20 protein-coding genes and 5 pseudogenes are annotated in these 25,571 nt (G+C 55.4%); 10 read left to right on the plus strand and 15 right to left on the minus strand.

The window, feature by feature from the left end; genetic code table 11:
• The 3 genes from hpaI to QE432_RS26215 are packed head-to-tail and all read right to left on the minus strand — an operon-like array spanning position 1 to position 2,474.
• Complete coding sequence (gene hpaI / locus QE432_RS26205) at positions 1-771, minus strand: 4-hydroxy-2-oxoheptanedioate aldolase (RefSeq protein ID WP_065704155.1); 771 nt, start codon at positions 769-771, stop codon at positions 1-3.
• 7 nt (positions 772-778) lie between these two features.
• Positions 779-1,561 (minus strand): 2-oxo-hept-4-ene-1,7-dioate hydratase, encoded by a 783-nt coding sequence (gene hpaH, locus QE432_RS26210; protein WP_065658968.1) that lies wholly within the window; start codon positions 1,559-1,561, stop codon positions 779-781.
• Between the two features lie 19 nt (positions 1,562-1,580).
• On the minus strand, positions 1,581-2,474 hold the full coding sequence (locus tag QE432_RS26215) for an intradiol ring-cleavage dioxygenase (RefSeq protein WP_306627431.1): 894 nt from the start codon (positions 2,472-2,474) through the stop codon (positions 1,581-1,583).
• Between the two features lie 248 nt (positions 2,475-2,722).
• Between QE432_RS26215 and QE432_RS26220 the strand changes: the two genes are divergently transcribed.
• The 4 genes and pseudogenes from QE432_RS26220 to QE432_RS26235 all read left to right on the plus strand — a co-directional run bounded on the left by QE432_RS26220 (position 2,723) and on the right by QE432_RS26235 (position 5,990).
• Positions 2,723-3,448 (plus strand): GntR family transcriptional regulator, encoded by a 726-nt coding sequence (locus QE432_RS26220; RefSeq protein WP_112391927.1) that lies wholly within the window; start codon positions 2,723-2,725, stop codon positions 3,446-3,448.
• Positions 3,445-4,264 (plus strand): annotated as a pseudogene (locus tag QE432_RS26225) (sugar phosphate isomerase/epimerase family protein). The gene QE432_RS26220 and the pseudogene QE432_RS26225 overlap by 4 nt, the downstream one beginning before the upstream one ends.
• A 595-nt stretch (positions 4,265-4,859) precedes the next feature.
• Entirely contained in the window at positions 4,860-5,015 is a 156-nt protein-coding gene (locus QE432_RS26230) for a hypothetical protein (RefSeq protein ID WP_162716333.1), read from the plus strand.
• Between the two features lie 465 nt (positions 5,016-5,480).
• Positions 5,481-5,990, plus strand: coding sequence for a hypothetical protein (locus tag QE432_RS26235; protein ID WP_306627433.1), 510 nt, complete (start codon positions 5,481-5,483; stop codon positions 5,988-5,990).
• 87 nt (positions 5,991-6,077) lie between these two features.
• On the opposite strand, the gene QE432_RS26240 is transcribed toward QE432_RS26235, so the two are convergent.
• The 4 genes and pseudogenes from QE432_RS26240 to QE432_RS26255 all read right to left on the minus strand — a co-directional run bounded on the left by QE432_RS26240 (position 6,078) and on the right by QE432_RS26255 (position 8,511).
• Positions 6,078-6,431 carry a hypothetical protein gene (locus QE432_RS26240; protein WP_306627435.1) on the minus strand — a complete coding sequence of 118 codons (354 nt, stop codon included), beginning with the start codon at positions 6,429-6,431 and terminating at the stop codon, positions 6,078-6,080.
• Positions 6,432-6,559: 128 nt separating this feature from the next.
• A pseudogene (locus QE432_RS26245) lies at positions 6,560-6,975 on the minus strand (PIN domain-containing protein).
• Positions 6,972-7,217, minus strand: a pseudogene (locus QE432_RS26250) (type II toxin-antitoxin system prevent-host-death family antitoxin). The pseudogenes QE432_RS26245 and QE432_RS26250 overlap by 4 nt, the downstream one beginning before the upstream one ends.
• A 145-nt stretch (positions 7,218-7,362) precedes the next feature.
• Complete coding sequence (locus QE432_RS26255; RefSeq protein ID WP_162696551.1) at positions 7,363-8,511, minus strand: site-specific integrase; 1,149 nt, start codon at positions 8,509-8,511, stop codon at positions 7,363-7,365.
• 190 nt (positions 8,512-8,701) lie between these two features.
• Between QE432_RS26255 and QE432_RS26260 the strand changes: the two genes are divergently transcribed.
• The 3 genes from QE432_RS26260 to QE432_RS26270 all read left to right on the plus strand — a co-directional run bounded on the left by QE432_RS26260 (position 8,702) and on the right by QE432_RS26270 (position 10,851).
• On the plus strand, positions 8,702-9,832 hold the full coding sequence (locus tag QE432_RS26260; RefSeq protein WP_162803559.1) for an RHE_PE00001 family protein: 1,131 nt from the start codon (positions 8,702-8,704) through the stop codon (positions 9,830-9,832).
• Positions 9,833-10,022: 190 nt separating this feature from the next.
• Positions 10,023-10,466 (plus strand): hypothetical protein, encoded by a 444-nt coding sequence (locus QE432_RS26265; protein ID WP_306627438.1) that lies wholly within the window; start codon positions 10,023-10,025, stop codon positions 10,464-10,466.
• A 67-nt stretch (positions 10,467-10,533) separates the two neighbouring features.
• Positions 10,534-10,851, plus strand: coding sequence for a hypothetical protein (locus tag QE432_RS26270; RefSeq protein ID WP_306627440.1), 318 nt, complete (start codon positions 10,534-10,536; stop codon positions 10,849-10,851).
• A gap of 131 nt (positions 10,852-10,982) precedes the next feature.
• Here the strand turns inward: QE432_RS26270 and QE432_RS26275 are convergent, their stop codons facing one another.
• The 6 genes from QE432_RS26275 to QE432_RS26300 all read right to left on the minus strand — a co-directional run bounded on the left by QE432_RS26275 (position 10,983) and on the right by QE432_RS26300 (position 19,060).
• Complete coding sequence (locus QE432_RS26275; RefSeq protein WP_162803560.1) at positions 10,983-13,619, minus strand: GAP1-N1 domain-containing protein; 2,637 nt, start codon at positions 13,617-13,619, stop codon at positions 10,983-10,985.
• A gap of 3 nt (positions 13,620-13,622) precedes the next feature.
• Positions 13,623-14,477, minus strand: coding sequence for a hypothetical protein (locus tag QE432_RS26280; RefSeq protein ID WP_115062090.1), 855 nt, complete (start codon positions 14,475-14,477; stop codon positions 13,623-13,625).
• Positions 14,474-15,352, minus strand: coding sequence for a TRAFAC clade GTPase domain-containing protein (locus QE432_RS26285; RefSeq protein WP_306627442.1), 879 nt, complete (start codon positions 15,350-15,352; stop codon positions 14,474-14,476). Before QE432_RS26285 ends, QE432_RS26280 begins: the two co-directional genes overlap by 4 nt.
• A 128-nt stretch (positions 15,353-15,480) precedes the next feature.
• Positions 15,481-16,509, minus strand: a complete 1,029-nt coding sequence (locus QE432_RS26290; RefSeq protein ID WP_115062094.1) for a GTPase-associated system all-helical protein GASH — start codon at positions 16,507-16,509, stop codon at positions 15,481-15,483.
• Positions 16,509-17,858: a metallophosphoesterase gene (locus QE432_RS26295; RefSeq protein WP_115062096.1), complete on the minus strand. Its 1,350-nt coding sequence runs from the start codon at positions 17,856-17,858 to the stop codon at positions 16,509-16,511. The genes QE432_RS26290 and QE432_RS26295 overlap by 1 nt, the downstream gene beginning before the upstream one ends.
• A 332-nt stretch (positions 17,859-18,190) precedes the next feature.
• Entirely contained in the window at positions 18,191-19,060 is an 870-nt protein-coding gene (locus QE432_RS26300; protein WP_162803561.1) for a Shedu anti-phage system protein SduA domain-containing protein, read from the minus strand.
• A gap of 452 nt (positions 19,061-19,512) precedes the next feature.
• Between QE432_RS26300 and QE432_RS26305 the strand changes: the two genes are divergently transcribed.
• Both QE432_RS26305 and QE432_RS26310 read left to right on the plus strand, forming a co-directional pair.
• The gene (locus tag QE432_RS26305; protein WP_162803562.1) at positions 19,513-20,265 is read left to right on the plus strand and encodes a hypothetical protein; all 753 of its coding nucleotides are present in this window, start codon (positions 19,513-19,515) and stop codon (positions 20,263-20,265) included.
• Positions 20,262-22,715: a tetratricopeptide repeat protein gene (locus QE432_RS26310; protein WP_115062102.1), complete on the plus strand. Its 2,454-nt coding sequence runs from the start codon at positions 20,262-20,264 to the stop codon at positions 22,713-22,715. Before QE432_RS26305 ends, QE432_RS26310 begins: the two co-directional genes overlap by 4 nt.
• A gap of 36 nt (positions 22,716-22,751) precedes the next feature.
• On the opposite strand, the pseudogene QE432_RS26315 reads toward QE432_RS26310, so the two are convergent.
• A pseudogene (locus tag QE432_RS26315) lies at positions 22,752-23,525 on the minus strand (SOS response-associated peptidase family protein).
• Between the two features lie 62 nt (positions 23,526-23,587).
• Positions 23,588-24,640 carry a non-homologous end-joining DNA ligase gene (gene ligD / locus QE432_RS26320; protein ID WP_115062104.1) on the minus strand — a complete coding sequence of 351 codons (1,053 nt, stop codon included), beginning with the start codon at positions 24,638-24,640 and terminating at the stop codon, positions 23,588-23,590.
• Positions 24,641-24,912: 272 nt separating this feature from the next.
• On the opposite strand from ligD, the pseudogene QE432_RS26325 reads away from it, so the two are divergent.
• Positions 24,913-25,507 (plus strand): annotated as a pseudogene (locus QE432_RS26325) (ImuA family protein); the annotation flags it as partial.
• Positions 25,508-25,571: the final 64 nt, after the last annotated feature.

Below are 25,571 nucleotides of genomic sequence, written 5' to 3' on the forward strand. Positions count from 1 at the left end.
CTACAACTGTTTCGAGAACCTGGCCGCCAGTGCTTCTGATCCGCGCGCCAGCAATGCGACATCGACACCGACGGCAGTGAACAGCGTTCCCAATTCCATGCAACGTGCCGCGAATTTCTCGTCAGGCGTGAGTATTCCTGCCGGCTTTCCGAGCCGTTTGAGTAATGCGATCGTATTTTCAATCGCCTCGACCACTTCCGGGTGGCCTGGTTGTCCCGGATAGCCGAAACTGGCTGCGAGATCCGCCGGGCCGATAAATATCCCGTCCACCCCTTCGACCGATGCCATGGCCTCGATATGAGTAATAGCTTCCCGCGTTTCGACTTGAACGAGAACGCAAATCTCCCCCTCCGCCTGCTGGGCATAATTCTTTACCCTGCCGAAACGTGTGGCACGCGTAAGGGCCGAAACGCCTCGAATTCCTTTCGGTGGATAGCGGGTTGCTTCCACCGCGGCTTTCGCTTCGTCTGCATTTTGAACAAAGGGGATTAGAAGAGATTGTACACCAATATCCAGGAATCGCTTGATCAGCACTGGATCGTTGACAGCTGGGCGCACCACCGGGGCGACATCGTAAGCGGCGATCGCCTGCAATTGTGGCAGCACGGTCAGCACGTCGCTGGGGGAATGTTCGGTATCAAACAACAGCCAATCGAACCCGGCTGGCGCCACGATTTCGGCAGCGTAGCTCCCTGGAAGCCCGCACCAAAGTCCTATCTGGCTTTGCCCGGCCTGCAGTTTTGCTTTAAATTTATTGACTGGAAGATCCATCTCAACCTCACGTGAAAGAGACGCCGATTGAGCCAACTGGCCCATAATCAGCCTGAATGACATCGCCCTTCATGATGTCGACCGGTCTCGTAAATGAGCCCGCAAGGACGATCTGACCTTTTTTCAAGCCGCCGCCGACGGCATGAAGTTTGTTGACCAGCCATGCAACGCCGGCGGCCGGATGACCCATGATCGCGGCTGAAACCCCGGACTCTTCGATAATGCCGTTTTTCGACAGAGTTGCTCCGACCCAGCGTATGTCGATATCAAACGGGCGGATCACCCGCCCACCCACGACGATTGCTCCGAAGGCTGCATTGTCGGCGATTGTGTCGGTAATCGCACGCGGAACTTCGGTTCTGTAATCGATGATCTCGAGCGCAGGCAGAATGAACTCCGTCGCGCGCATGACGTCATAGATACGGGTGCCCGCACCTTCCAGGTCTTCACCCATTACGAACGCCAACTCGACTTCCAGGCGCGGCTTGATGAACAAATCCGCATTAATCTGCGCGCCATCATTGTAGAGCGCATCATCCAGGATCACCCCATAATCCGGCTCGGTCATCTTGGATGCCATTTGCATGGCGCGAGACGTCAGACCTATTTTGTGACCGACAATCCGCGCGCCGCGCGACACACGCAACTCGGCCCAAAGCGCCTGAATGCGATACGCATCCTCAATTTCGAGCTCGGGATAAGTTTTGCTGGGTTGGACAATGGGAGTGCGCGTGGTTTCGGCCTCCAGGATGGCCCTGGCTGCTGACAGGCGTTGTTCCTCGGTAATCATTATCCGGCTCCAAATAACGTTATTTGATTGGCGGGCGCGGCAAAAGAGCCTCGCCTGCTTCCATGACATAAGTGTAGTCGAGCGAGAACCACGGCGCCTGAATGTCTCGGTTGATTGGATGCGGTTCGTCGCGGCGAATGAAATCGCCGGTGAGTGCCGCAGTCACGCCAAACTGAACGTCGGATTCGATATTCGGATCGCTCGGATCGAAAACCTGCGAAATCAGCGTCTTGTAGCCCCGCTTGAAGATCAGCGCGTGCAAATGTGCCGGTCGATAAGGATGACGGCCCTGAACCTTGAGCATGCGTCCGACGACTCCATCGACGGGGATGGGATAACCAACCATCTTGACTGTCTGGAACCAGAAACGTCCCTCCCCGTCCGTCGTGAATTTGCCGCGCAAGTTCATCTCCGCCTGATCCGGATCCTGGTTCTCATAAAGACCGACAGGGGATGCGTGCCAGACGTCGACTTCGGCACCTGATATCGGATTGCCTTCGCGATCGATTACACGAGCATGGACGAAAAGCGGGGTACCAGGCGTGTAGGACCGGATGATCGTGCCGCCGTTTTCAACTCTCGGAGAATTCAGGCGCCAAAATGGTCCAAGAAGCGACTGTGAAGTCTCTGTTTGCCCCTTGTCACCGTTATTGAGCAGGCAGACAAGGGACGAAACGCCAAGTGAGCCGGACATGAGGACAAATTCGTTATGACTGTCGGTTTGCATTTGGCCGATCTCGTTGAGAACAGCAGTCGCTTCACGGAATTCCACCTCGGTCAGCCGCACTTCGCGAACGAAAGCATGGAGATGTTTCACCAGAGCCATCAGGATGTCCCGCATCCTTGGATCAGAGGTCTGGCCCATGGCCGCAATCACGGCGGGCGTTAAGTCCCTTTCAGATTTAATCACCATCGTTACCTCCCAACGCTCGAGTGATACGTAAATAATCGATTATCTGTCAAGCGCTCATCAACGCCTCCAGCGTCAGGATTTTGTGAAATTCCAAAATTGTGAGATAAATAGCTGATATCGATGCTTTTCTCTCTCGATATGCTCAATTGTCCTGTCATACTATGGTGCAGAACTCCAAATTCGTTGACAAGAATAATCGTTTATAATATCACCCATCAACCAAGCGCGACATTCGCGTGGGAGGTTTTATGAGTGCCTCACCCGACGCACCCAGCGAGCAAGCTGGAAATGGTGACTTTGCCGATGACGGCAAGAATACGATTGGAAGCCAACTGGCATTCCGGCTGCGCGAAGCAATTATTTCCGGAGGGCTGGAGGCTGGCAGCAAGATCAATCTCGACAAGGCGCGACAGTCATTCAATGTGAGCCTCAGCCCCTTGCGCGAAGGGCTTGCGCGCTTGATTTCCGACGGGCTGGTAGAGTTTGAAGACAATCGCGGCTACCGGGTCGCGCCAGTATCACTGGGAAATCTGGAAGAGATCACGAGTCTTCGCGAGGAGTTGGAGGTTTTCGCGTTGAAAGAGTCGATTAGGCTCGGTGACGCGGAGTGGGAAAGCAATGTCATGCGCGCGCTTCACAAGCTCAACCGTGCCGACCGCGATGCGAACAAGCCGGAAACTCTCGAATATTGGGAGATGGCGCATCGCGACTTCCATCTAACCCTTATTTCGGGCTGCGGAAAGCCGCTTCTCCTGCATTTCTGCAGGACCCTACTCAATCTAAATGATCGATATCGCAGAAAATTCCTGACCCAGACTTCAGGCGATCGAAATGTCAGCCAGGAGCATAGTGAAATCGCTCAGGGCGCTGTGGCGAGAGACAGCGATTACGCGACTGACAAGCTTCGTCAGCACATCCATCGCACCGGCGCTAACCTGCTTGATCATTTGGCTCGTACCGGAGTTGTGCGATGACCGATGCGGTGAAAGAGCCACCCGTCGGCATCGCCCATTTCTCTGCGATCCAGCTTCCGCCCCAGCAGTTCGTCAGGCATGCTGCAGTCGCAGGCTTCAATTCCGTAGGACTTCGGCTGCATCCCGCTTTCCCTGGGGCACCCTACTACGAGCTGCCGCAAGGAAGCAGGGATGCAATGGAGTTTCGAACTTTACTCGACAGCGAAGGCATCAACGTTTTTGATATCGAGTTTTTCATTATCGGCCCGGATTTCAACGCTGCCCTCGTCGAACACATCGTTGCCGCCGCCGCCGATATCTGGAGCCAAGCGCCTGTCTGCATGCGGCGACGATGGCGACTTGCAACGGCTAATCGGCAATTTGATGGAGTTCTGCCAGCTTGCTGAGCGATATGGGCTGGCTGTCGACGTTGAGAATATGGGTTGGCGCACTATCAACACCTATAGCAAGGCTGCTGCGCTGGTAACGGCGTCCCGCCAAGACAATGCAGGTGTCTTGGTCGATGCCATTCACTTTTTTCGAAATGGCGGAAACATTGACGAGATCAAAACTGATATCGTACGGCACGTGCAACTCTGTGACGTAGTGGGGCCGGCACCCAAGCGTCCAGAAAACATGATGACCGAGGCCCGGGCAGGACGGTTGGCGCCAGGTGATGGCATATTGGGGTTGAGCCAATTGCTAAACAAAGTTGCTGGCCATGCCACGATATCGGTAGAGGTGCCATTGGTTGGCGACATCGATCCGCTGGTTCATCTGACAACGCTCAATATGAAGTCCCGGAAAATTCTTCAGCGGGTAGCTGAACAGTTTTAAAGAAGCCTTTGTCGGGCTCCCCCTGCCCCGCTCAGGGGCGCCGTTAATGGGGCTGTGCGGCACGAAAGTTTCTTTAGCGAGCCACAGGGCCGTGTGGCTCGCCGTACGATCGCCACGACAGATCACCAGTATTTGTTTTGGTTCAGGGTTTGGGCAATCGAACTAAGCGGCCATTGGGTGGGAAATTAAATGAACAACGGAACCAGGTTTGTGGCCTGAAGAATATGGTTGTCGCAGCCTGTTCGCCCCCTCGCCGTACTCATGTCGAGTTTGCCTCGGCGATCAGATTTCATAGTTTCCGCCCCCACGCGCGCTGTTGGTGGCCTTGGGTCGAGGGATCGAGCAGCAGAAGTTATCCTCACACTGAAGTGCACATTCTGTTACAGCATAGTCCAATCCGTCTGTTGCAGCAGCTTACGGGCTCGGATGTAAATGCATTAGGAATGCCGGTTGTCCACGTCCCTACCCTGCTCAAGTGGATATTGTCGCTTGGTGTAGGTCGTCGGGGTTGCGGTGACGGTTTTGCATGAGATCAACCTGCCCCCTGCCCCCTGCCCCCTGCCCCCTGCCCCCTGCCCCGGTGTCGGTATGACTGTTGACCTTTGAAGTTGATGCAGGACTGCAAACCTTGTCAGCTGACAAGGTTTTCGATAGCGAGCGTCGTAAACCGCTGACGCTGGTAGCTGGGCGAACTTTAGCGGTCGCGACAACTGATGATCTGGTATCTGGGCTTCCTCAAGAGATGAGCTGATCCGTAGCCAGAGCCGCGTCTCCAAAACCTTGTCAGCTGACAAGGTTTTCCGATTGGGCCTGGGACGTCAACTGTCGCAAAACCATTGATGATGCGCTCACGCCTACGCTGCTTGTACCGTACGGATAAATTCTGCCCGTTCACAGATATCAGCGGACAAAAAGTCGCCTCTTGTCGGGTCAGCCCTTCTGGCTGCGGCTTCGAGCCGGCTTTGCGGTTCAGGGCGCAGGAAAGCCTTTGTCACCCGTCCCGGCCCCAGGGAGCGAGCCTAGCATGGTATTAAACCAGTTTTGACCCGGGCAAAATTGTTAAAGGCCGGGCACCGGGGTTTAGCCGAGGAAAACGTCCGACGAAGTCTAGCCTTTTCCGGAGCCGTCGACACCGCGTTGATTGGCTCCTGGCGCTTCTCTTGAAAAGGCTGCATTTTTCTCAGGTTGATGCGGCTTTTGCCGCCATGAAAGCGACTTGCATACGCTCAACAATCAGCTTTGGCGCCAACTACGCGACGGCGCAAAAGAACGGTCGAAAAAACAGACTTGTTTAGCGAACGTATCGATCGGATTGCCGAGGGACCGAAAAAGGACGCCGCGCTTCGACGATCTGTGCCGTTTGAAAGACTTATTGGCCAGCCAAGGGAGCTCATCAGAATATCCCAAGCACATGGCAAGTGAGGAATTTGACTACCAGAACCACCAGAACGATCGAATCCTCGCTGCGCCCATTATTTGCTTTCGCAATATTCCCCTTGGTAGCGGGGCATCTGCAGCGGAAATACCTACTAAAATTGGAATGGGGGAGAACTTCAGAAAGCCTGCTTATCTGGAGGGACAGCAGAGAGATTTCTGCCTGTCGGCAGAGGAGGGCGGTCACGAGGGTAGAGACCGTTTGTCGGATCCCGCTCCTGATTTTTTCCAGACTGCAAATTTTCCTGAAGATAGCAGGTTCTTTTCGCTGTTCTTAAATGGAATTGGGTAGAAGCGGTCACAGATCTGATCGAAACTCGAAATGAGCAGCGCAATGTCGGCCTTTTGTCCATGAACAAATATCCCCTTGGGCGGTCGGTCATCTCAAAAACTGCAGGCTGTGCTGGACTAAGGTGCTGTCGGAGATCGATAATGTACCTGCCTGCGCGCCAAAATTCTCGCGCAATGCGTCGTCGATGATGGCCTCCAACGCATAAGTGATAGCTTGGCTCTTAGCTTGATCGCCGAGAAACGCGAGAGATCGCCTCAACAGCCTATGCTGCAGCCAAAGGACAGGCCAGAGGATCCGAACGCCATATCGGACGCCGATTTCTTTAAAAATGTTAGGTGGTTGAATAATTTGACGCTGCCGCTCATATGCTCTGCGCCCATCGTGGGCCAGCCCAAGGAACGATCTTTGCTTGTCTTTCACAATCGGCGAGTGTTCATTCACCTGATGGATGACTTCATGCAGCCAGATAAGGGGCGTGTGGTCAGCAATAAGAAGATTACGGCTTTATTCCTGAGCATTTTGTAGGAGAGCATTCAGTCCAGCCCTTTCAATCGAAAAGCAACGCCAGATCAGTCCACCCACTGATCACTGATTTTTATTCCGAAGCCTTCTAAATCCGTGATGTTGCGCGTCGCAAGGGTCAATGGGCGAGTGACGGCTGTAGCACCAATCAAGCCATCCATCGAGGCGAGCCCGCGACCATTTCGATTGGCAAGCGTCATCAGATCGCCCTAGGCGAAGGCAACATGACCTGCCACCGGAATAATCCTGTTTTCTTAAGCGTTGAGGCAGATCATGCGTGAGCCGTTCGTCCAAGGCGCCAGCCGCTATCCATCAGCGCGACACCGCGGCGAATTTCAGCAATAGAGACGATGCTGATTAAGGTTCGATCCACGTGCAGCCCTTGAAGGCACTTCAGACACCCTTCATCAGGGCGAGGCTTTGTAACTTTCGACAGAACATTCGTATCGAGTAGAAGTCTCACAAGGACAGGCCACGGGGCGCGTCGTGTTGTCTCTCAGTATCCAAGTCGGCGCCGTATAGGGGCGATGCCGACAGAAATTCCGCAGGCGATCCCCTGCGAGTAATTTTCTTCAGCTACTCTTCTGCAGAAACAACAACCACGCTCGGTTTTCCTTTGCGGGTAATCGTCTGAGGCGCCGACTGGGCGCTCTCTCTTTGATCGTCTCTGGTGAAGCCTGCCTTGCTTCTGCACGTATCGATCATCGACTTAGGCAGAGGGGGGCATGCCAGCCTGTGGAGAACGTCAGAGAAGCGGGCTTTCCGACCCTGCCTAGGTCGTCAGGGAGACCGATTGACTGTGCAACCAGTTCCCACAAGCCGGGGCGTCTGATGCTACGCATGAGCGCCATTACAGAATACATGCCGCACGCCCGCTTCGCCGTGTAGCGTTGTTATAATAGCTGGAAGCCTGCTGCATCGACCGGTGTCTGGACTGCTCCATCGCCTCGAGAAGAGGAATTCCGCGATTGGCGGCCTCCGTCAAATATCCCGATCGTAACCCGTGCGCCGAAAACTCCCCACTGTCTAGCCCGGCCATCTGTGCCCGCTGCTTCAGGATCGCATTGACCGACTGCGGATCGAGCGCACGCCGCGAAACGGTGCCCCACCGCCCAATTCCCCGAAACACGCTGCCCTTTTCGATCTTTGCGGCCGCCAGCCAGGCGTTCAGCGCCTCGACAGGTCGGCCTGTGAGATAGACGACATCGTCCTGCTCGCCTGTCGTCGTTTTGGTTCGACCAAGATGGATGGCAAGTGAGGGGAGGGGAGGACCGTCGTTCACTTCGATCGGTGGCTCGACTGTCAGCTGCTCGACGCGTAGCCTGGCGATCTCGCTGCGTCGACGGCCGCCGGAAGCAAAGGCGACCATCAGGATTGCTTTGTCGCGTAGATCGCGCAGGCTGTCTGACTCGCACGTCGCCAGCAGCTTCGCCAGAACGTCGCCAGTGACGGCCTTTGCGCTCTTGCGCGCACGGGTTCGCGGAACGGCGCGCACGGCCAGACGAATTGCTGACTTAAGGGCAGGGGAGGCGAATTCACCCGTTAGGCCGCGCCACTTACTCAATGTCGACCAGCTGGCCAGCCGGCGCCGCACCGTGTCAGGCGCGTGCGGGCCAACGGATTTCAGGAAACCCTGACGCCTTAGATTTTTGTCGACATCATCGGGCATGCCGTGGTTGGGCTCACTTGCGCGCTTTTCCGGATCCCACAGATGATGGGCCACGAATTTGAGCAGCAACGCCTCGGGCGCCGGCCAGGGCAGGGATTGTCCGGTGGCAGCGAGACCCCAGGCCTCCAGGTAGGCAAGATCAGACGTCAGGGCCCTTAGCGTATTGTCGCCCATGCCCTGATTGACGAGATGCCGCAGCGTTTCGATGTCATCATCGGTCAACAGCTCGGCAAGCTCGTCGCGGCGTTCGAGCGGCAACACGGACGCGATGGTATCGAGCTCCTCGGCGCGCCGCTCGACAGACGTGTGTGATGTCTTAGGTTTAGGCACGATAGGCTCCAGAATCGCGGGTTTCGGCGGCCGCTGGCACCGTGATTTGCCCCGATTTTCCTCGATTTGCGCCGCGAAATCAACTACCATCGATAAGGGGTACTTATCGATGGTTAGAGGGCCAACCCACAGTCATACCATGTGAGGAACTCTAATTTTTATATAGAGTTCCTATAAGAAATCATTTACCATGATTTCAATGGCTTACGATTTTTCAAAAATCAGCATGAGTGCCCTGATGCGACCGGCTTTCGACGCCGGTGTCGCCTTGACGCGTCTCGACGAGCGCATTGCCCGATCCCCGGTCGGCGCGGGCTTCCTTGAGCGTCAAAATTTCGCCGACGCCTGCGCCTCGCTGTGGATCGACGGCGAGCTCGTACACCTGGAGGACCTCGTGCTCCACGACGCGACCCGCGATATCCGCACGCCCACCCACGAACTCACCATCGCTCGCGACGTGTTGCGCACCCGCCGGCGCATCGCAGGGCAGTCACCCGAATGGGCTTTGTCCGCTGAGGGTATCCGAACTTTGCGACAGACGTCGGACATCACTCCGGTTGGCGCGGAGGCGATGGAGCCGGCCAGCGTCGTTCGGCCAGCGGTCGCCATCGATCCGGAAGGGGAGGGGGACGATGGTGAGGACGCGGAGAATTTACCCGGCGTCGACTATGCCGCCATCGATGCGCTGCTCGCGCGCTCTGACGCTGCGATCGAACGGGCCAAAAAGGCCGGCCGGGCTCCGGCCGATCCGCTCGTCTATGATCTCGACTGGGACGAGGATGCGCGACTCGACGAATGGCGCGCTGTGCTGCGCCAGACCGAACACCTGCCGGTAGTGCTGCAGGCGATCGTTGCCCTCGATGCCTGGAACGAGCTTTCGGTGCTGCAGCACGCGCCTTGGCTCGGCCGCCTGCTGGTCGCGTCCATCCTGCGCCAGGCCGGCATCACCACCGGCGCCCATCTCGCCGCCATCAATCTCGGCCTGAAAACCATCTCCGTAGATCGGCGCCGCCATCGCGATCGCGAAACCCGGTTGCTCGCCATCGCCCAAGGGTTCTTGGCGGCCGCCGAGATCGGTTTGAAGGAGCATGACCGGCTGGCGCTGACGAAAACGATGATGGACCGAAGACTGGTGGGGCGGCGGACGTCATCAAAGCTGCCGGAGCTGGTCGAGCTGGTGATGGCGAAGCCATTGGTGTCAGCTGCGATGGTGGCGAAAACGCTCGACGTCACGCCGCAGGCGGCGCGGCGGATCGTTTTGGAGCTTGGCCTGCGCGAGATGACCGGGAGGGGGAGGTTTCGGGCATGGGGTATAGTTTGAGCTGGATCAGGGTGAGCTTACGATAAGTCCACATGAACGGCAGTTGCGATGTTGGTCTGCCGGACGGACTGTAGCGGAGCCATACCGTTGCCTGTGAATGGATGTACCCTGAATGCGAGTCAGCGTGGCCGTGCCGATTGCAGGCATCGGATTCACGAGATAAAACAGTAAAGCGGAGGCTGTCGAGCGCATGACTAAGACACCAGCTATTTTATCGCACGCGAATGTAAATGCGGTTCTGTGGATTACCTCGCTCCATGAAAACGAGCAGGGCGTTACGAGACGTATCCTTGACGATCTGGAGCCTTACTTGGCCTCGAAGGAGGTCATTTTTCAAAGGTTCGAGCCACAAGGCGCGGATCACCTTATGGCTTACCTAGATGCTGTAGCCGACGCTGCCTTGGCTGCAGGCCTGGCCCCCATTATCCACTTTGATACGCATGGCACGATCGAGCACGGCATACACATCGTCGCATCCAAGGAAGACTGCTTGTGGGATAAGATTACCGAAAGGCTCCGCGCAATCAACGTTGCGACTGGTAATAACCTTTGCGTTGTGTCGCTAGCGTGCTTTAGCTTTCACATCGTGCGACATCTAACTGGTTGGTGCCTTCAAAGCAGTGCTCCAGGATAAGCTTCAGCTTCTTCACTGCGAGGAAATTTTATTTAGGACACTTGCGGGCTACATCCGGGCAGCTTGTATGGGCGAGAATGTTCAAAGGCGCGTGAACGAGATGCTAGATGAAGCACGAAAACTGGGAATATTGGTGTGTGATAGCGATGTTGCACCGTTTCGCAGGTTGATTAAAGAACAGTTCAAACCAAAGCAGGAGCTTCTTGACAAGCTGGTTACTACATTTTTGCTCGGTCGGGCGGTGCCATACACGATTGAGCAGGTAGTGGAGCAAGCGCAGAAGATGGTGGACCCGTATGCGGACGGTAGACGGCGTCGGCCGACCGTGGCCGAAAGCCTTGACCGCGGTGATTGTTCTTTAGAAAACATCCCCACGCGTAATTAAACTGGGCTGTGTATATCGTGCCAAGCGGTGTACAACTACAACTCCAGATGCAGGGATCGACGGATGAACAAATATACTCGGGATTGTTTTCGTCCTGGAAGCGCGTAAAACGTCAAATTGTTGAATTGGCTTCAATCCCGCCAATCGTATTTGGCAGGCCAATCATCGTACAAGTCTGTTACTGCTCGGAGTATCGCCCCTTGCGCGCCCGCGGGATTTTGCTCAATACCATCAACAATTTTTCGGATATAGCCCTCACCCCCATAAGCCTTCGCAATTCGTCTCAGAAACCGCGGCAGGTCGCCCGCATAGAAGGCTGTTATCGCTAGATCACTAGGTGTCCAAACACGTGATCGGAGAAAAGCGTCAACTAGTTCTCTTCTCGCCGATTTGCACCTGTCCCAATCAAAGAATGGGATAAATCGCAGAAAATCGGGAATATCATCCTCTTTGGCAAGTTCGCGGTATACTTGGGGGAATGTGTTCGCAATGATTCGAGATACGGGTGAATGTCCTGATCTAAGCAAAGTCGGAAGAAGACGTCCAGATGCGCGCAACTTCGCACGCGGGTCCAACACCTGCGCATCCGCGAACATCTGAGCACATGCGGTCCCTGCTGCTTGGTCTAACTCGAGGGTGTAGTGTTCTGCGAGCGCTGAGGCGAGGTTATCGATAGAATAAAGAATTCGATTCCGTGCTTCATTTGAAGTTCCTTCAAAAGCCAAAAGATTTCTGCTGATCAGCGCTGGTTCGAGATCCCGGCCCAACCCAAGCCCAACCAAGCGCTTCACGTCCAACTGGTTTCCCATTAGGTTTATAAAGGAACTGATCATTGGTGCTTCTTCATCGGCAAAATGCTCGCGCAGGCAGCGCTCAATTGTGCTCCACACAAGCTGGTCTCGATCAGCTATCGAGATGATTGGAAGAAGCCGGGAAACAACAGCGAGATGTGCTCGGAGGGGAATGCTAACGTCGGTCGTTACTCGCAGAAGCAGGTCTTGAGCGCTATCGGGAACACTAGAGAGAACCACTTCTGCCAGTTGGTCGTCACTAAAAATGGAGGCGAACTGTTTAGTTTGCGCCTGCCGCAACAGTGCTAAAAGCTGGCTCTCCTTAAATTGGGACGCGATTGTGGTTTGCGCGAGCAGCCATGCGATGTCTTCCTTTCTTGGGTCCAAGGTAGCAGCTAATAAAGAATCGCGACCGGGCGACGCTTTGATATTCAATAGCGTGCCACGCAATTCTCGGGTTGTTCCGGTTTCGCGGGCGCGGTCGGCGAGTATCGGGATGAAACTCGGTGCTGCAAAGCTGTTGACCTCGGCAAGGTGGCTGACCTCAGCCAGCAAGTCGTTGCCATCAAGGGAAGCCGCCAGGGGCTCGAATGCGGATCGGTGGAAATCCCGAACCAGAAAGGGCATCATGACCTCCCTCATCGTCTCAAAGTCTTCAGCCGGAAGCTGAGGCAAGATGTCGGCTATGTATTCGATAAGGGCCGAGTTGCTGGCTATTGTTTCGGCGAGGGGTCCACCGCTTCGCAGGAGACGTGGCAGTACGGTCGGGGCTGCATGAACGAGGGCTTTTGCTGCTTCGCTTCCAAACCCCGCACTAAGGCCGTTGACGATCTGTGGCAATATCGTGGCAATCGCGCCTTGTGGGTCTGGTTGCTCGATGAGTGCAATCGCTTCGGAAGGCGACTTCGCGGTAAGATCACCTGCTGCGTCTCCGATCGACGGCAGAGCCGACGCGAATGCAGATCCATGGATTTTTTTTGCGAGAGCGCCTATGAGTTCCCAAGCTTCAGACGATGAGAGGGTCGTGACAGCGCGATGCGCAGCTTCGAGGATTGCTGGTTGCAGGGAAGCGACGATCTCAGGATCAGCACTTGTTCTGGAGTTGGCGATATCCAAAAGTCCAAGGGCGGCCGAAGGTGAGCGCTCGAGGTTGCTCTTCAGTTCCTCCCACATGAGAGCAATACGCAGTGCCGAGTAACTGCCGCTCTCGTGGGAGCCCACGAGTCGAATTTCTTCATGGCTCAAAAGTTGCGGCTTCGGCTGGTGAAAGACTCGGTCGGCGATGGAGCGAGTCCATCGATGCCGAGTGGACGGTCCTGTCCTTGCATCAATGCGGCGCCCATCCCAGCTTGCGAAACGCGACCGGGCATCCTTTGGAGCAAAGACAAGATCGAAACTGCGTCCCTCAATTTTTCGCGGGGACAAGGCAAACGTCGAAACAGCGAACCGCCTTCGCATGGAAGGCCATAGGGCCGTCAGCAGCCGAATGGCGATCAACTCCGGTTCCGGTGCGTCGAACATGGCGACCGGTTTGGTTTCTTCGAGGAATATTGCTTCCAGCAACTCGTTGGCGGCAAAGCTGGGGACAGGCGGCAGCGCAGTTTTTACCGTGCGGGGTAGCGTACTGGTGAGAGCCACGGTCGGCATTTCGCTCGGATCAAGAATGTCAAGATAGACATCCAGTGCGGGCGCGTTAGACCAGTCGTCCACCGGCACAAGCAAGCTGAGGGTGCGAACGCATCCAGCACGCGGGACCGATAGGTCCTGCCAGGTACGCGCTAGAACAAAAAAATCACCGCTTGGCAGTGGATAGGCCGTCAGATAAGGGCCGAATGTTTCGCCCGGTCTCAGAGGACCTGCCACGTCCGATATCCTGTCGATGACCGCCTGATCTCCCTTCGATATTTTCGCAGTTGAGCTAAGCAACTGATGGCCGTGCTGATATCCATGAAGTTGGCTGGTGATTGTCATTGCCATCGGCTACGCACCAATGGCCCATGCTATAGGAAGTGTAAGATCCACATCCTTCCGCCAAGAATTGGTGCTGTCGTCGTAGACCGCAACCCATCCGTGATCGTCCAATCCCTCTTCAAGAAAACGATCACGGAATTCTGGATCAACCGCAAGATCGCCGCCTACCACACTCAAGCCGAATACTTGGACGTCCAGCTTAGCGGTATCAGCCAAGCGTCCAGCGAGCAGGGGATACTCCCGGGCAAGATAAGCGAGGGGTCCCTGTTCAGATGTTGCAAGATCGACCCGGTCCCAAGCCGCAACGATAATCGATAGCCGCGGTCTTTCGGTGCTCGTCCTGTTTGCCATCGTCAATTCAAGATATCGGACGAGCTCGCAGAGCATAACCTGAGTGGGCAGCTTACCACGATCCTCGCCATCTCCAACCTTCGCGAGAAGATTCTTGGACGTCACCCAATCCAGCGGTCGGACATCTAGATCGGAACCGACACGCACAAAGAGCAACGCTCCATGCCCGTGGATCAGTTCATCCATCCAGTCGGAGGCGATCTCGGAATTGGCAACAGCATTTTGCCACAGCTCGCCTGAGATATCGGGAATGACGATCGCGGCCCTGCCGCTTCCATTTGGCGAACACACTACGACTTCGAAATCGCGCCTGTCATCGGCATGTTCGCTGCGCGGAGCAAACCGCCCCTGGAACAGGTGTTCCGCCGTATCGAGAACGAATCCTATTTCTTCGGGTTGTTCCGCTGCAATCAGGCGGCATTTCTTGGCGTCGAGCGCGTGCCAAAGTCTCCCTACATAATTTGTCTTTCCTGAATCGGGGCCGCCGAGCAATATGATTGATCTGTCGCTCATATGCCCCTCCTAAAACTTAAAAACGATCTTGCGCTTGGTGCCGGCGTTGAGGTCGGCCAGAATGCAGGTTGCACGGTGACCCGTTCCAATGTGGATGAAATCAAGTTGCTGAGCCCTAATCCTGGCTTGACTATGTTGTCATCCGAAAAGGGTGCGATTGGGATGATTTCGGCCTCCAATTGGTGTTTCGCAAATTCGGATCGAACCCGATCAATTGTAGCGTCTGAGACCTGAACCACATCACGATGGGTAATGACCAGCAGTAACTTTGGGGAGAGGCCATTCATTAGCGAGCGCAGTCGTCCCGCCAACTGGCCAAGTCGCGTTATAGCACCCTGGCGTTGCTCCCGGTCGGAAAGGATCCTGCCATCCGCAACGAGCCAGATGACGTCTGCGGAGCGCGTGAATTCGAGGCGATCGGATCGTGATGACCGAATGAGCGTCTTGGTCCACTCGCCCGGCAAGTCCGGCAACGCCAGGTCAAAGCATTTTCCATCCGTTTCTCTTCGCAGACGAAGATGGAGGAAGCCGGGCTGGCGCTCATCCGCCATTTCCGTGTGCACCGTCATTTGCTCTGGCGGATAACCCTCGTTCCAGCGGCGCGCACCTCTCGAAATCTCTTCAAACGCCATGAGACTTTGACTGTCGGCAAAAGCCCATCCATCTAAAAGCGCATGGGACAACAGCAAGTAGATACTCGCCAGACAGGCAGTTTTGCCGGCTTCGGGGTCCCCCAGGATGCCGACGATGGTGACATACTTCGCCGCCATCATGCGCTCGACCGCCTCCAGGCCAAGCGTTGTGCTGGGCGGGAATGATGGCATCTCTTCCGGTCGAGCCAGAACGGGCGCTCCTATGCTGGAATCGACCACCATGGAGGACGCGTCGGTCTCCGATTGCGCCGGTTGGCTCCCGATGCGATTGGGACAGATATCGGGGTCTTTCTCCAGCGCGCAGCGACCTGTCTCGCCGACTGTGCAGCCCTCATACTGACAGGCGTTGGTCATAGTTTAGCCGGCCCATTTCTGAGAATCTTCTCGAAGCCAGCCTCAAGAAGCGCCCGTCCGGCCCACTCTTCCGCCGACCGTGAAATACTGGCTCCGTCAGCATTGGTACTCCCCGTCGCGAGCGCATTGAGAACCGGAAAGGTCGAAGGATGACGAGCTACTAATCCATCGACGAAAGCCCCGCCTAGGCGGTGACGATCTTCGCCGGTCGCGTTGATTAGATCACAAAGGTTGAGGGTTGGATTTTCAGGAATTTTTGCCAAGACGAGTTCATGATGCACCTCGCAGGGCAACCGGCGCAATTGTGACGCGGCTTCGATACCCACAGCCAACGCACCAGTGGCACAATCTAACTGCGAATAAGATTTTTTAAGCAGTTGGCTTCGTCCTCTTAAGGACCACCAAAGAAAGTCGAGTTCTTCCCGGTCGAGGGCAGCATTTCTGCGCAATGCATCGATTGTTGCTGTGGTCGCCTTTTCTAGCGCCGGCGCAAATTTGTCCTCTTCTCCAGCGACAATTTCGACCTTCTTGAAATCATCGACAGCGATGCGCTGACGAGCAGCTTCTGCACCAGCGACGCTTCTTCGGTGCGCGGCCTCAAGAATATGGATACGGAGAGCTTCTCTTTTAGGATCTTCCAAAGGACTCTGAAAACTCAAGACGGACCAGAGCGCAGCTGACCAAACGTCTGCAGTCGTCCACCCTCCAGAGCCGGGTTCAGCGCCTATTATCCCGATTGCAGCATGTGCGGCAACAATGCCAACATCAAGGGGACGTTCAGCAAACAGAAAAGCGGATGCTCGTTTTTGGATCGCGGTCTGGACCTCCGCTCCTAGGCCGTCGCTAGGCGCGCCATTACCTCCAATCGCCGCAGCGATGTCGGCTGCCTTACCAATTATTGTTTCGGTGGTCGTAATTTTCCCCCACAAAGTCTTTAAGGCATTAACAGCGCCAGTGCGGGAATCGACATCCTCATTGGTCACCTGCAGGCCGGTGATCCGCATATGTGTTGCGATGTCGCTCATCAGGTGTTGTCCCTCTTACTCTCTCTGAGTTTATCGATAGATTTTTCGATGTCCGCAATTCGCCCTTCGCGAGCCAACCAATCGAACAGCTGCCTTTCGATGGCCTGTGTTACACGCGCCTCTGAATCATTTTCAAATGCACCGAGCTCAACAAGCACTTTCAGGCGCTCGACCTCGCTAAGATCGCGAAAGAAGTGCAGAAGAAGAAGTCGATATCCTTCGATTTCGGGCGGCACTGGCAACTCCCTTTCCGAATCCTGCGCAGCGACGATCGCGATGATCGGCTCCTCCTCCGACACTAGGGCCTCGCTTGTATTGTTTTCACCGTTAAACGGAACGGCCATCACAACCTGTTTACGAAAATTGGGCGAGCCCAAAGTAAAGCGTGGATCTTTCCCCCCGAGTCGCTTTTCATCCGCTTCAAACCGTGTGTTTTTCGGATTCCATGCACGAGGGTGGATTGTAACGACAAGAGCATCGCATTCCGAGTCCCAGTCAAATTCGAGAACATTATAAGTGAATGTGTAAGTGGCATCGGACTTAAAGGGGACTGTTGCGCCAGCCGCGAGTAGAAGGATATCGCTCTCCTCTTCTACAGTCTCAATTTTTACTTTCGGATCATGTTCGTGACCCGTGATCAATACCCGCGCCCGGCTTCTCAGATAGGTATCTGCTTCGTCGCTATCTTTGTACCAATTCAGCGGATGATGGAGAAGGACCACTGTCTCCTCACCCTTAGTTGGTTGTATGATAAACTGACGATGACCGACCATCAGCTCCGGCTCCTCATCGGTTTCATCACCAGTACATAGCAGCGATGAATTCATCCGGATGAAGCGGAGCGTTCGTCCGGGCGCTAGTTCGACGCGAAGGTTAGATGATGCGCGCCCAGTCACATCTAGTGGACAATCGTAGCCTTCGCAAAACCGGCCGAAATCCTCAAAACGTGCAAAGAGCGCTACACGATCGATGTCATTTTGCATTACGCGCTCGTATTCGGAGACGCCTCCTTTTCGAATGAGGTCGAGTAGATGATCAGCGCTGAGCGATGACTTTTTCCGATCAACATCATGGTTTCCAGGTATCATCTGGATGCTGTGGATTGGGCAACCTATGCTGTCAGCTAGACTATCTAGCCACGCACCGGCGGAATCATATTGTTCTTTCACGCCGCTGAAGGCGATATCACCGGTTACAAGAATTCCGTGCGCCGTGCCGCCTGACAAGCTGCCCACCACTTCAGAAGCGTCGGCGATCAGTTGTGCTTTGACGTCCGAGTGAATGTGGATCCGTTCATCGCGCTCTTGGCCGAAGTGAATGTCAGAAACATGAACAAAAATAGCCGGCATAATAACCCTGAAAGTATGGCCCCCAGCGTCTCTACGAGATCCGAGTAACTGTGTTTTCACAACTATCGGAAAAGTAGTGTATTAGATTTAATATCTCAATCAGAAAGACAAATTGGCCACAACATTATCGAGAGCTCGTTCGCAAAGCGGATACTATCAGATGAGGTCAACTGTAATAGTAGCGAATAGTCGAAGTGCCTCGGCTTTATGGCGAAACCGCTTGTCACGCTGCTTTGAATTTGCGCAGTTCCGGTGTCTCGCGTGATAGTCGCATTTAGAGGCCGATTGGATATTGCGAGATGTGGCTCCCACTTCGAAATGCGGGAGATTATCTAGTCAGCGTTTGACCTTTCATTCCGTTCAGAGCGCGTTAAGCCAAAAGGTATTTTGCCTTCATCTGACTGAAGGGACCATTTGTCGTTTACAACCAAAAGCTCGCCGCTTTTCCACCTGTCGATTTGGTATCCCTGCTCGCTGAGAGCTAGCTCCTGATCGACGTTAAGACTGATGATGTCGGGACCCAGATAACAAAAGATCCCTTGTGGCTTTGAGACCAGAGACTTGAAGAGAAACCTCTTCTTTGAGGCAGACATAACGCTCTTTGGGTAACGCCGTTCGGTTCGATAAAGCTGTATTACTGAGTCGTAGGTAAAGATGTTGATATCCAATTCGCGCCGAGTCTGCTCAAACTGCTTTTTCCGATCCACGCTGGCATTTTTGTTCTTCGAGCGGCCGATGATCAGATGATAGCAAAAGGATACCGGATTATCCCGCATTCCCGTCGGCATCATGAGTGATGATAGGTCATTTAGAATCTGATGCTTGTAGTCATCGATGTGACGCTTCCAGCTATTGATTTGTGCAACCGCAGCATTAAACGAAGCGGAATAAGTAGGAGTGTCCATGTCAGCATTGAAAATTGTCTTCCCTGGCTGTTCAAGCTCGACCAAATGAATAATCCAGCTTCCTGAACTTTTGGTCAGGTAGACGTAATCTGTCGTTAAAGCCTTGCTGAGAGGAAATTTTGAGATAATCGAACCCATGGAAAGACCATGATTCAATAGGCCGGGCGTGGGCAGCATCTCAGTGTGTGACTCTAAAAAGTCCTGCACTTCCTGTTCTTTTTGTCGTCCAGGTTGGCTTTCCCGATCCAGCAAGTATTCGAATTCGGAGATGAGCTGCTCATTCACTTGTAAATACAATTTCGTCCCCATTATTGACGATCGACCGCGTCCCAAGCAGTTAGCCTGTAAAGGCAGATTTATTCAACTCCTGGCGCATCAATCAGGGGCTTGTGATGGTTGTGTTTAGTTAAACTGTCCACTTCACCTATTTCCACATTGTCCGCATGCTCGCACCAACATCGATACGGATTTGCCGGCGCTGCGCTCAGATGCGGCTGCGGATAGACGCCGGGCTCTTGATTTCAATTCAGTTGAAAATCTAACAGTGGTGTTCAGGCAGGTCCTTGAGCTGGTCCTTGGTCCAAGTCGAACTTGCGGAGGCAACATCATTATTCTAATAAACTTTGCGTTGAGTAAAAGTCGAAGGATCCGCAGTGCCAGATATCGTTTGCGAGTGCAAATCGATCGTTCCATCCAATCGGCGAGAATGTCCCACGTGTGGGCGTGACTGCGGCTTCCCCAATGTCCGATTGGCATCGTCCGCGGAGGAGGTCGAAGCACTGCAGTCGCGTCTTCAAGATGCGGCGGCCTCAACTGGTGCAAGACAGTGCGAGGAACAATTAACGTTGTTCGGGGAAAGCGTGCAAAGTGCGAAAGCAGTCATCGCGCGAAGCCTCAGTGTCGTTGACGACATCGTGCAAAGCGACCGCAATTACTACACCAGCTACCAAAATCAGGTTCACTCCGGAGCCCGCGATCCGCAGGAGAACGAGTGGGACCGCGTCCGCACACAATACGAGGCTGCGCTCTACCCAAACTTCCATAACGACATTATTTTCGCATGCCTCACTTTGTCGCAGGAAGGGATGTCCGGCTACGGAGGTTTCTCTATCATTCTCAAGGACGAGATGATCTCGCACAGGGCGTCCTTGTTCGAAGAAAATCCACATACGTTCATCGAGAGACACAAGTTGCTGATGAACAAGCCTTTTCCACCTGGACATAGAGCTGTTTGGGGTACTAAGACTGATCTTGCAAAGGCCAAGCTTCATCACAAAATAGACAAGAAGACGACCACTCTGGACCATGCAGCAATACTTCAAACCGATGAGGGCGGGACTGCCGATGGTGACTTTATCGAGGTGCACATCTATGGTAGTGTTTCTCGAGGTGCGGTAGAGACCGTCGTCGGCAAGAGGCCGAAGACGCTAGCTGATCGCTTCATTTGGAAGAGAGTGAAGAGTATGTTGGCCACTCTCGGCGCGGAGGCTGTTGAGCTATGATGGATGCCCTTGTTTCGGGTAGCGCCGCTCGAGCCGTCTTCATTCAGGGATCACTCGTGCAGTTCATGGACGCCGAGAGTCCTGACGAACTCCACACTTCGACATTGTCCGCTGTCCCGCGACTGCTCGAGGGCGCCTGCGACATAGTTCGCATGAAGGTCAAGCGTCACACTGACTGTTTCGATATTCTCCTTCGAGGGTACAACTGCGACCGTGCGACCCGCATGCTCCAGATCGTTCTCATGAACGACGACTTAGAAGATACGACTGAAGCCGCGACGTTATTGGAGACCCTTCTCGAGCAGGAGGGGGTCGCCGACCACGTGCTCAATCTCACGTATGCGGTGCCATATCCGGATTTCCCCGAAATACCGAGAGATGTTTTCGGGAGCGCGGCGAAGGTCTATAAACTTTATGCAGACCTATTGAGACACCAAGATGCCATTTCGGCCGTCCGCAGCGAGTTCGATCGGCTGAAGTTTGCCTCGAGCGAAATTAAAAGCGGGTACGAGAAGTCAGCGCTTCACGCAGGCATCTTCAAACTCGTGACATACCTCAGCCTCGGCGAAGTATCGGCGAGCGACGTGTCGTTCGCATGCATACGCGCCTTCGCCCACCTCCCGGACTCACGCGCAATCTCCACGAGATGGGTCGGTGCGTTTACGAAAGAGCGCGTCGGTCGAAAGATGCGAAAGCTTGATGATCTGGAGCTGGATACGGAAGGCTACGAGGGCGACTTCGAAGACGAGGGTTTTGGCGACGGGCCAGTTGCCTTCCAAGCGGTGAACGCGCAGATCCAAGGCATCCTGGGGCGGCTTGACAACCGGGAGGTGGAAGTCGCGCGACGTTTTGCGGATCAACTGATCCAATCGCAACTACAGGCGACAAGATCGGGCAGATACGCCGTCAAGTCGTTGTGCAACCTCGCCACTGAGGCCAGACACCGCGGGCTTCACGACCTTGAGCTCGAATGGGCGGAGCGCGCCAAGGAAGTCAGTCCTCAAGACGGATGGGCGAGGGCTCTGCTAGGGGACACCTATCTTCTGCTCTACCGCTTGAGCGACGCCGAAGAAGAGTTTCGGGCGGCGGCTGCCGTCGGCGAGGGGGTCTACGGAAAGATCGGACTGGCCAGGGTCGCAAAGCAGAGTGGCAACCTTGACCGAGCGCTTGAACTATTCATCGAGGCCAGAGCTGAAGCGAAAGACCGCGGCTACGCGATCGCTGCCTGGATAGGGTACTGCGCCACACTCCGCGACATGTGGAAACCCGAGGAGACCATGGCCGCCTTTGCAGAGGCCAAGGCGGCCTTTCCCGACGAAATCGATTTTCAGACCGGTTACGCGCGCTCCTTGGAGTACCTCGGGCACTTGGAAGACGCCAAGACGGCCTTCGTAACAGCCAAGATTAATTGGCCTGGCGATCCGAAAGGCTTTTGCGGAGAGGCCGACATCTACAAGCACTCAGGCGAGTTCGAAATCGCGAGAGGCCTGTACGAACACGCCGTGAAAATATTCCCCACGTCGATAGAAGCGATCATCGGCCTTGCCGACCTCCACCGAAAGAGTGGTGATCTACATGAGGCTTTGAAGCTCTATCTTGAGGCCCAGGAAAAATTTCCGTACGCGCCGCAGGCCTTCACGGGAGCTGGCGACACACAACTCGACGCGAGAGACTACGCCGAAGCGCTGAGGACATACGAGATCGCGGCGAAGAATTTCGGACTGGATGTCGGTGTCCGTAATGGACGAGCGAACGCTCACAAGCGGGCCGGTCAATTCGCGCGCTCCCTCCAGCTCTACGACGAGAACGTTCACGATTTCCCATATAGTCTTCCGGCCCTGAACGGTCGTGCGGGACTTCTCAAACTTCTCGGGAAGTACGACGAGGCGCTTCAGGCATACGACGCCATTCTCGTCCGCCAGCCTCGTTATGTATCCGCGAAGGCCGCCAAGGCCAGCGCGTTGATCGCCCAGGGCCGCTTCGAGGAGGCGGACGATCTTCTCGCCCACAAGGGACTGCGCACCCGCAACGAATGGCTGACCTACCATGTGAGGGGTCTGTGGTACCTCAAGCAGGGAGACCTGCCTTCAGCGCGTGCCATCTTTTCCGAGGGAGAGGCACGAGCTCCTTTCCACCTGCTCAGGAAGCAGTTTCAGGCGTCGCTCGCCTGTTGCGAACTCCAATCCGACACATACGAGGGCATCCCCGAGTATTTGAAAGGATCCAGCGAACCGATACATGTGCTCCTAAGGACAATCTCACTGGCCTTCGCAGGAAGGTTCGAGAATGCCGCCTCGGAGGTTGGGAGTGCTGCAGCTCCGATGACGCCGCGGCTCCAGGAAATACGGGAGCGGCTCGATCACGTGATAGTGGAGCGAAAGGCGAACGAGGGTGACCGCGTTTGGCTCGTGCGAGCTAGCGAGGAAGCAGTTCTGCAGCTCGTAGCTTGACCAGCTGTTGGTATGGGATGCCCCCTATAAGGCCGCTCAAAGCAGACTACCTGATTCAACTGGATCGCCGGATTTTGAGACGATCGACGATCCATAGGGTTCGCGTGACGAAATAATCAGCGCATCGTCCGGTAGAGGGCGGGCAAGGTTCTTTGCCTCATCCCAAGGTGCGTTCATCCAGATATCGGTTTCCTCACTTGTCAGTAGCAGGACCGGCATCGCTTTCTCGTGGATCGGTTTCACCACCTGGTTCGGGTCGGTGGTGAGAAAACCGTAGAGATCGTCGGTGGTCAGGCCATCCCTGACTTTTCTGACGCTTTGCCATTGCGGCACATGAATGCCAGCGAAGAACATCAGCGATTTCTGTTCATCGCGTGCGAACCAGGCGTTCGGCACATTCCCGCCTTCCTCCTTGCTTCCGGGATCCGGTTCGGCAAAGCTGGTGACTGGCACAATGCATCGGTGCTCAGGACCGAACCATCGCTTCCAATGCGGAAAATTGAGTTTGCGCACATTGGTCGTACCGCGGTCGGCTTCCAAACGGATCAGTTCTTCAACATCGAAGGGCTTGCCCTTTGCTGCGAGCTTTTCCGCCTTGGTCTTTGCCGCCTTTTCAAGCGCAAAGCGCGGTGAGGGTAATCCTCAGCGCGCATGCACCAGTTGCTTCTTCCCGTCTGCGGTGTTGCGAACGATCGGCCCCATCTGGTCGGGGTTCATCTGATAGGCTGGCATCTGGTTGATCAGGCGCTCGGCGTCCTGCGCCCACTGCGAGACCCAATCCTTGTCTTCCATGCGATAAAGATTGCACATATCACGCGATCCCCACTGTTTAGACCAGATGGCGGATAACCTGGCGCGTCGTGCGCAATCCGCTACTCAAGCTGATAAACGTCGGCATTGTCCTGACGTTCCCTCAAACCTTTATAGGCCGCATGGCGCAGCTTGTTGTCGCCCGTCCAGGCACGAAACTCGATCTCGGCAATAAGGGTCGGATGGACCAAGACAATATCGGCTTTTTCGGCATGGGGCACTGGCGGCTGCTTCTGCTTCCAGCGCAGCTTGTCCAGCATCTTGCGGAGCTTTGTGGCCTCAGCGTCCTTAAACCCTGTCCCGACGCTGCCAACATCGACAATCGTGCCATCGCGGTACGCAGCCAGCAGCAGAGAACCGAGGCCGGTCGGCGAGGCGCTTGATGGCTCGTAGCCGACGATGAAAAAAGCCTCGCTCGCAACGCATTTGACCTTCAACCAGTCGCCCGTCCGACCGGAGCGATATGGCTGGTCGCAGTGCTTGCCGACGATCCCTTCCAGCCCAAGCCGGCGTGCGTGCTCGAGCAGGACCTTGGGATCGGCGTCGAGGGTTTCCGATAGCCGGATCGCGCCGTCCTGACCCTTTACCGTATCCTCCAGCAAATGCCGCCGGGAGCGATATTCGATGCCGCGCAAATCATGGCCATCGAGATAAAGCAGGTCGAACGCATAGAGGATGGCATCGGAGGCGCGCGTGCCGGGTCTTTTCCCCGATGCGCCGAGAGACTGCTGCAGCAATCCGAAATCCGATCGCCCTTCTTCATCGAGGACAACGGCCTCTCCGTCGATGATCATCGTGGCTGGCCCGAGCGCGCGTGCCGCCTGTTCGATCGCAGGAAACCGGTGTGTCCAGTCATGGCCGCCGCGGGTCAGAATTCTTATGCCCTGCGGTTCGATATGGACAGCAAGACGGTATCCATCCCATTTCACCTCCCAGGACCATTCGGGCCCTTGCGGCGGATGTGCCTTCAGCTGAGCCAGCGTCGGCTCGACACGCTCCGGCATGGGGTCGAACAGCAGCTGTGGCTGAGCCGGGTTACGCTTCCGTCGAGGCTTTGAGCGGAGCGGTGCTTCGGTATCACGAAGGAGCGGTTTGGGTCTCGGAGGCTTCGTCATGCCCCTAGTTCAACAGAAAAACCTTAAGGACATTGTGACGATCTGCATATTGTCCCCGCTATCCACCGGGCAGCGCCAGAAGGGTCAAAATTTCTTTGTTGTCGCTACGCAACTGATTCTCATGCAGATTCTCTAATTTCTAATGTTCGGAATAGTCTTCAAGCAAATTCGCTGGCTTGACTCTTTTCTTGCGCAAGAACAAAAACAGAACATCTACATTTGCACGACATGATGTCGGCCTGCCAACACGACCTTGAAGGGAGCCGTGAACGATGACTGCTGCCCGCGCCCCAAGGGTGTCAGACGGTGTGATTGCTGATCTGCGTGAGCGCATCGCCTCGCTCGAAACCACGACGGTGAAAAAAGCCGGGTGTCTGGCCTTTGGCGTGCCCGAAATGGATGCCGCTCTGCCGGGCGGCGGTCTGGCCCACGGTGCGCTTCACGAGTTTGCCGGAGGGGGGATCGGGTACTGTCGATGGTGCGGCCGCTGCTCTTTTCGTGGCTGGCATCGCGGCACGCACGAAGGGGCCGATCGTCTGGTGTCTGACACGGCCGGATCTGTTTTTCCCGGCACTGGCGCAGGTTGGCCGTCATGCCGATCGAGTGATTTTTGTTGAGTCCGACAAGGAAGAGGACGTGCTTGCCAATATGGAGGAGGGTCTGTCCTTCGGGGGGCTCGGCGCCGTCGTCGGTGAGCTCGTCCGCTTGCCTATGGTCGGCTCGCGCCGGCTGCAGCTTGCGGCCGAGCGAACAGGCACGATGGCACTGGCCGTTCGCCGTTGGAGGCGGCAGACGGAAGCGAATGATTTCGGGCAACCAACAGCCTCGACCACCCGGTGGAGGGTCAGCGTGATGCCGTCGGATGAACGTGTGGTTGAAGATCGCGCGAGCATAAGCGGTGCCCGAGACGACCGCCGTACTTCAGCTTCTC

The sequence above is a fragment of the Agrobacterium sp. SORGH_AS_0745 genome (assembly GCF_030818995.1).
GTDB lineage: Bacteria > Pseudomonadota > Alphaproteobacteria > Rhizobiales > Rhizobiaceae > Agrobacterium > Agrobacterium tumefaciens.

Coding starts and splice junctions, on each gene's coding strand:
- QE432_RS26265 (WP_306627438.1), top strand. CDS start 10,023: ATGACTAAGACACCAGCTATTTTATCGCACGCGAATGTAAATGCGGTT.
- QE432_RS26220 (WP_112391927.1), top strand. CDS start 2,723: ATGAGTGCCTCACCCGACGCACCCAGCGAGCAAGCTGGAAATGGTGAC.
- hpaI (WP_065704155.1), bottom strand. CDS start 771: ATGGATCTTCCAGTCAATAAATTTAAAGCAAAACTGCAGGCCGGGCAA.
- QE432_RS26280 (WP_115062090.1), bottom strand. CDS start 14,477: ATGAGCGACAGATCAATCATATTGCTCGGCGGCCCCGATTCAGGAAAG.
- QE432_RS26310 (WP_115062102.1), top strand. CDS start 20,262: ATGATGGATGCCCTTGTTTCGGGTAGCGCCGCTCGAGCCGTCTTCATT.
- QE432_RS26285 (WP_306627442.1), bottom strand. CDS start 15,352: ATGGTGGTCGATTCCAGCATAGGAGCGCCCGTTCTGGCTCGACCGGAA.
- QE432_RS26290 (WP_115062094.1), bottom strand. CDS start 16,509: ATGAGCGACATCGCAACACATATGCGGATCACCGGCCTGCAGGTGACC.
- QE432_RS26295 (WP_115062096.1), bottom strand. CDS start 17,858: ATGCCGGCTATTTTTGTTCATGTTTCTGACATTCACTTCGGCCAAGAG.
- hpaH (WP_065658968.1), bottom strand. CDS start 1,561: ATGATTACCGAGGAACAACGCCTGTCAGCAGCCAGGGCCATCCTGGAG.
- QE432_RS26215 (WP_306627431.1), bottom strand. CDS start 2,474: ATGGTGATTAAATCTGAAAGGGACTTAACGCCCGCCGTGATTGCGGCC.
- QE432_RS26275 (WP_162803560.1), bottom strand. CDS start 13,619: ATGGCAATGACAATCACCAGCCAACTTCATGGATATCAGCACGGCCAT.
- ligD (WP_115062104.1), bottom strand. CDS start 24,640: ATGACGAAGCCTCCGAGACCCAAACCGCTCCTTCGTGATACCGAAGCA.
- QE432_RS26260 (WP_162803559.1), top strand. CDS start 8,702: ATGATTTCAATGGCTTACGATTTTTCAAAAATCAGCATGAGTGCCCTG.
- QE432_RS26270 (WP_306627440.1), top strand. CDS start 10,534: ATGGGCGAGAATGTTCAAAGGCGCGTGAACGAGATGCTAGATGAAGCA.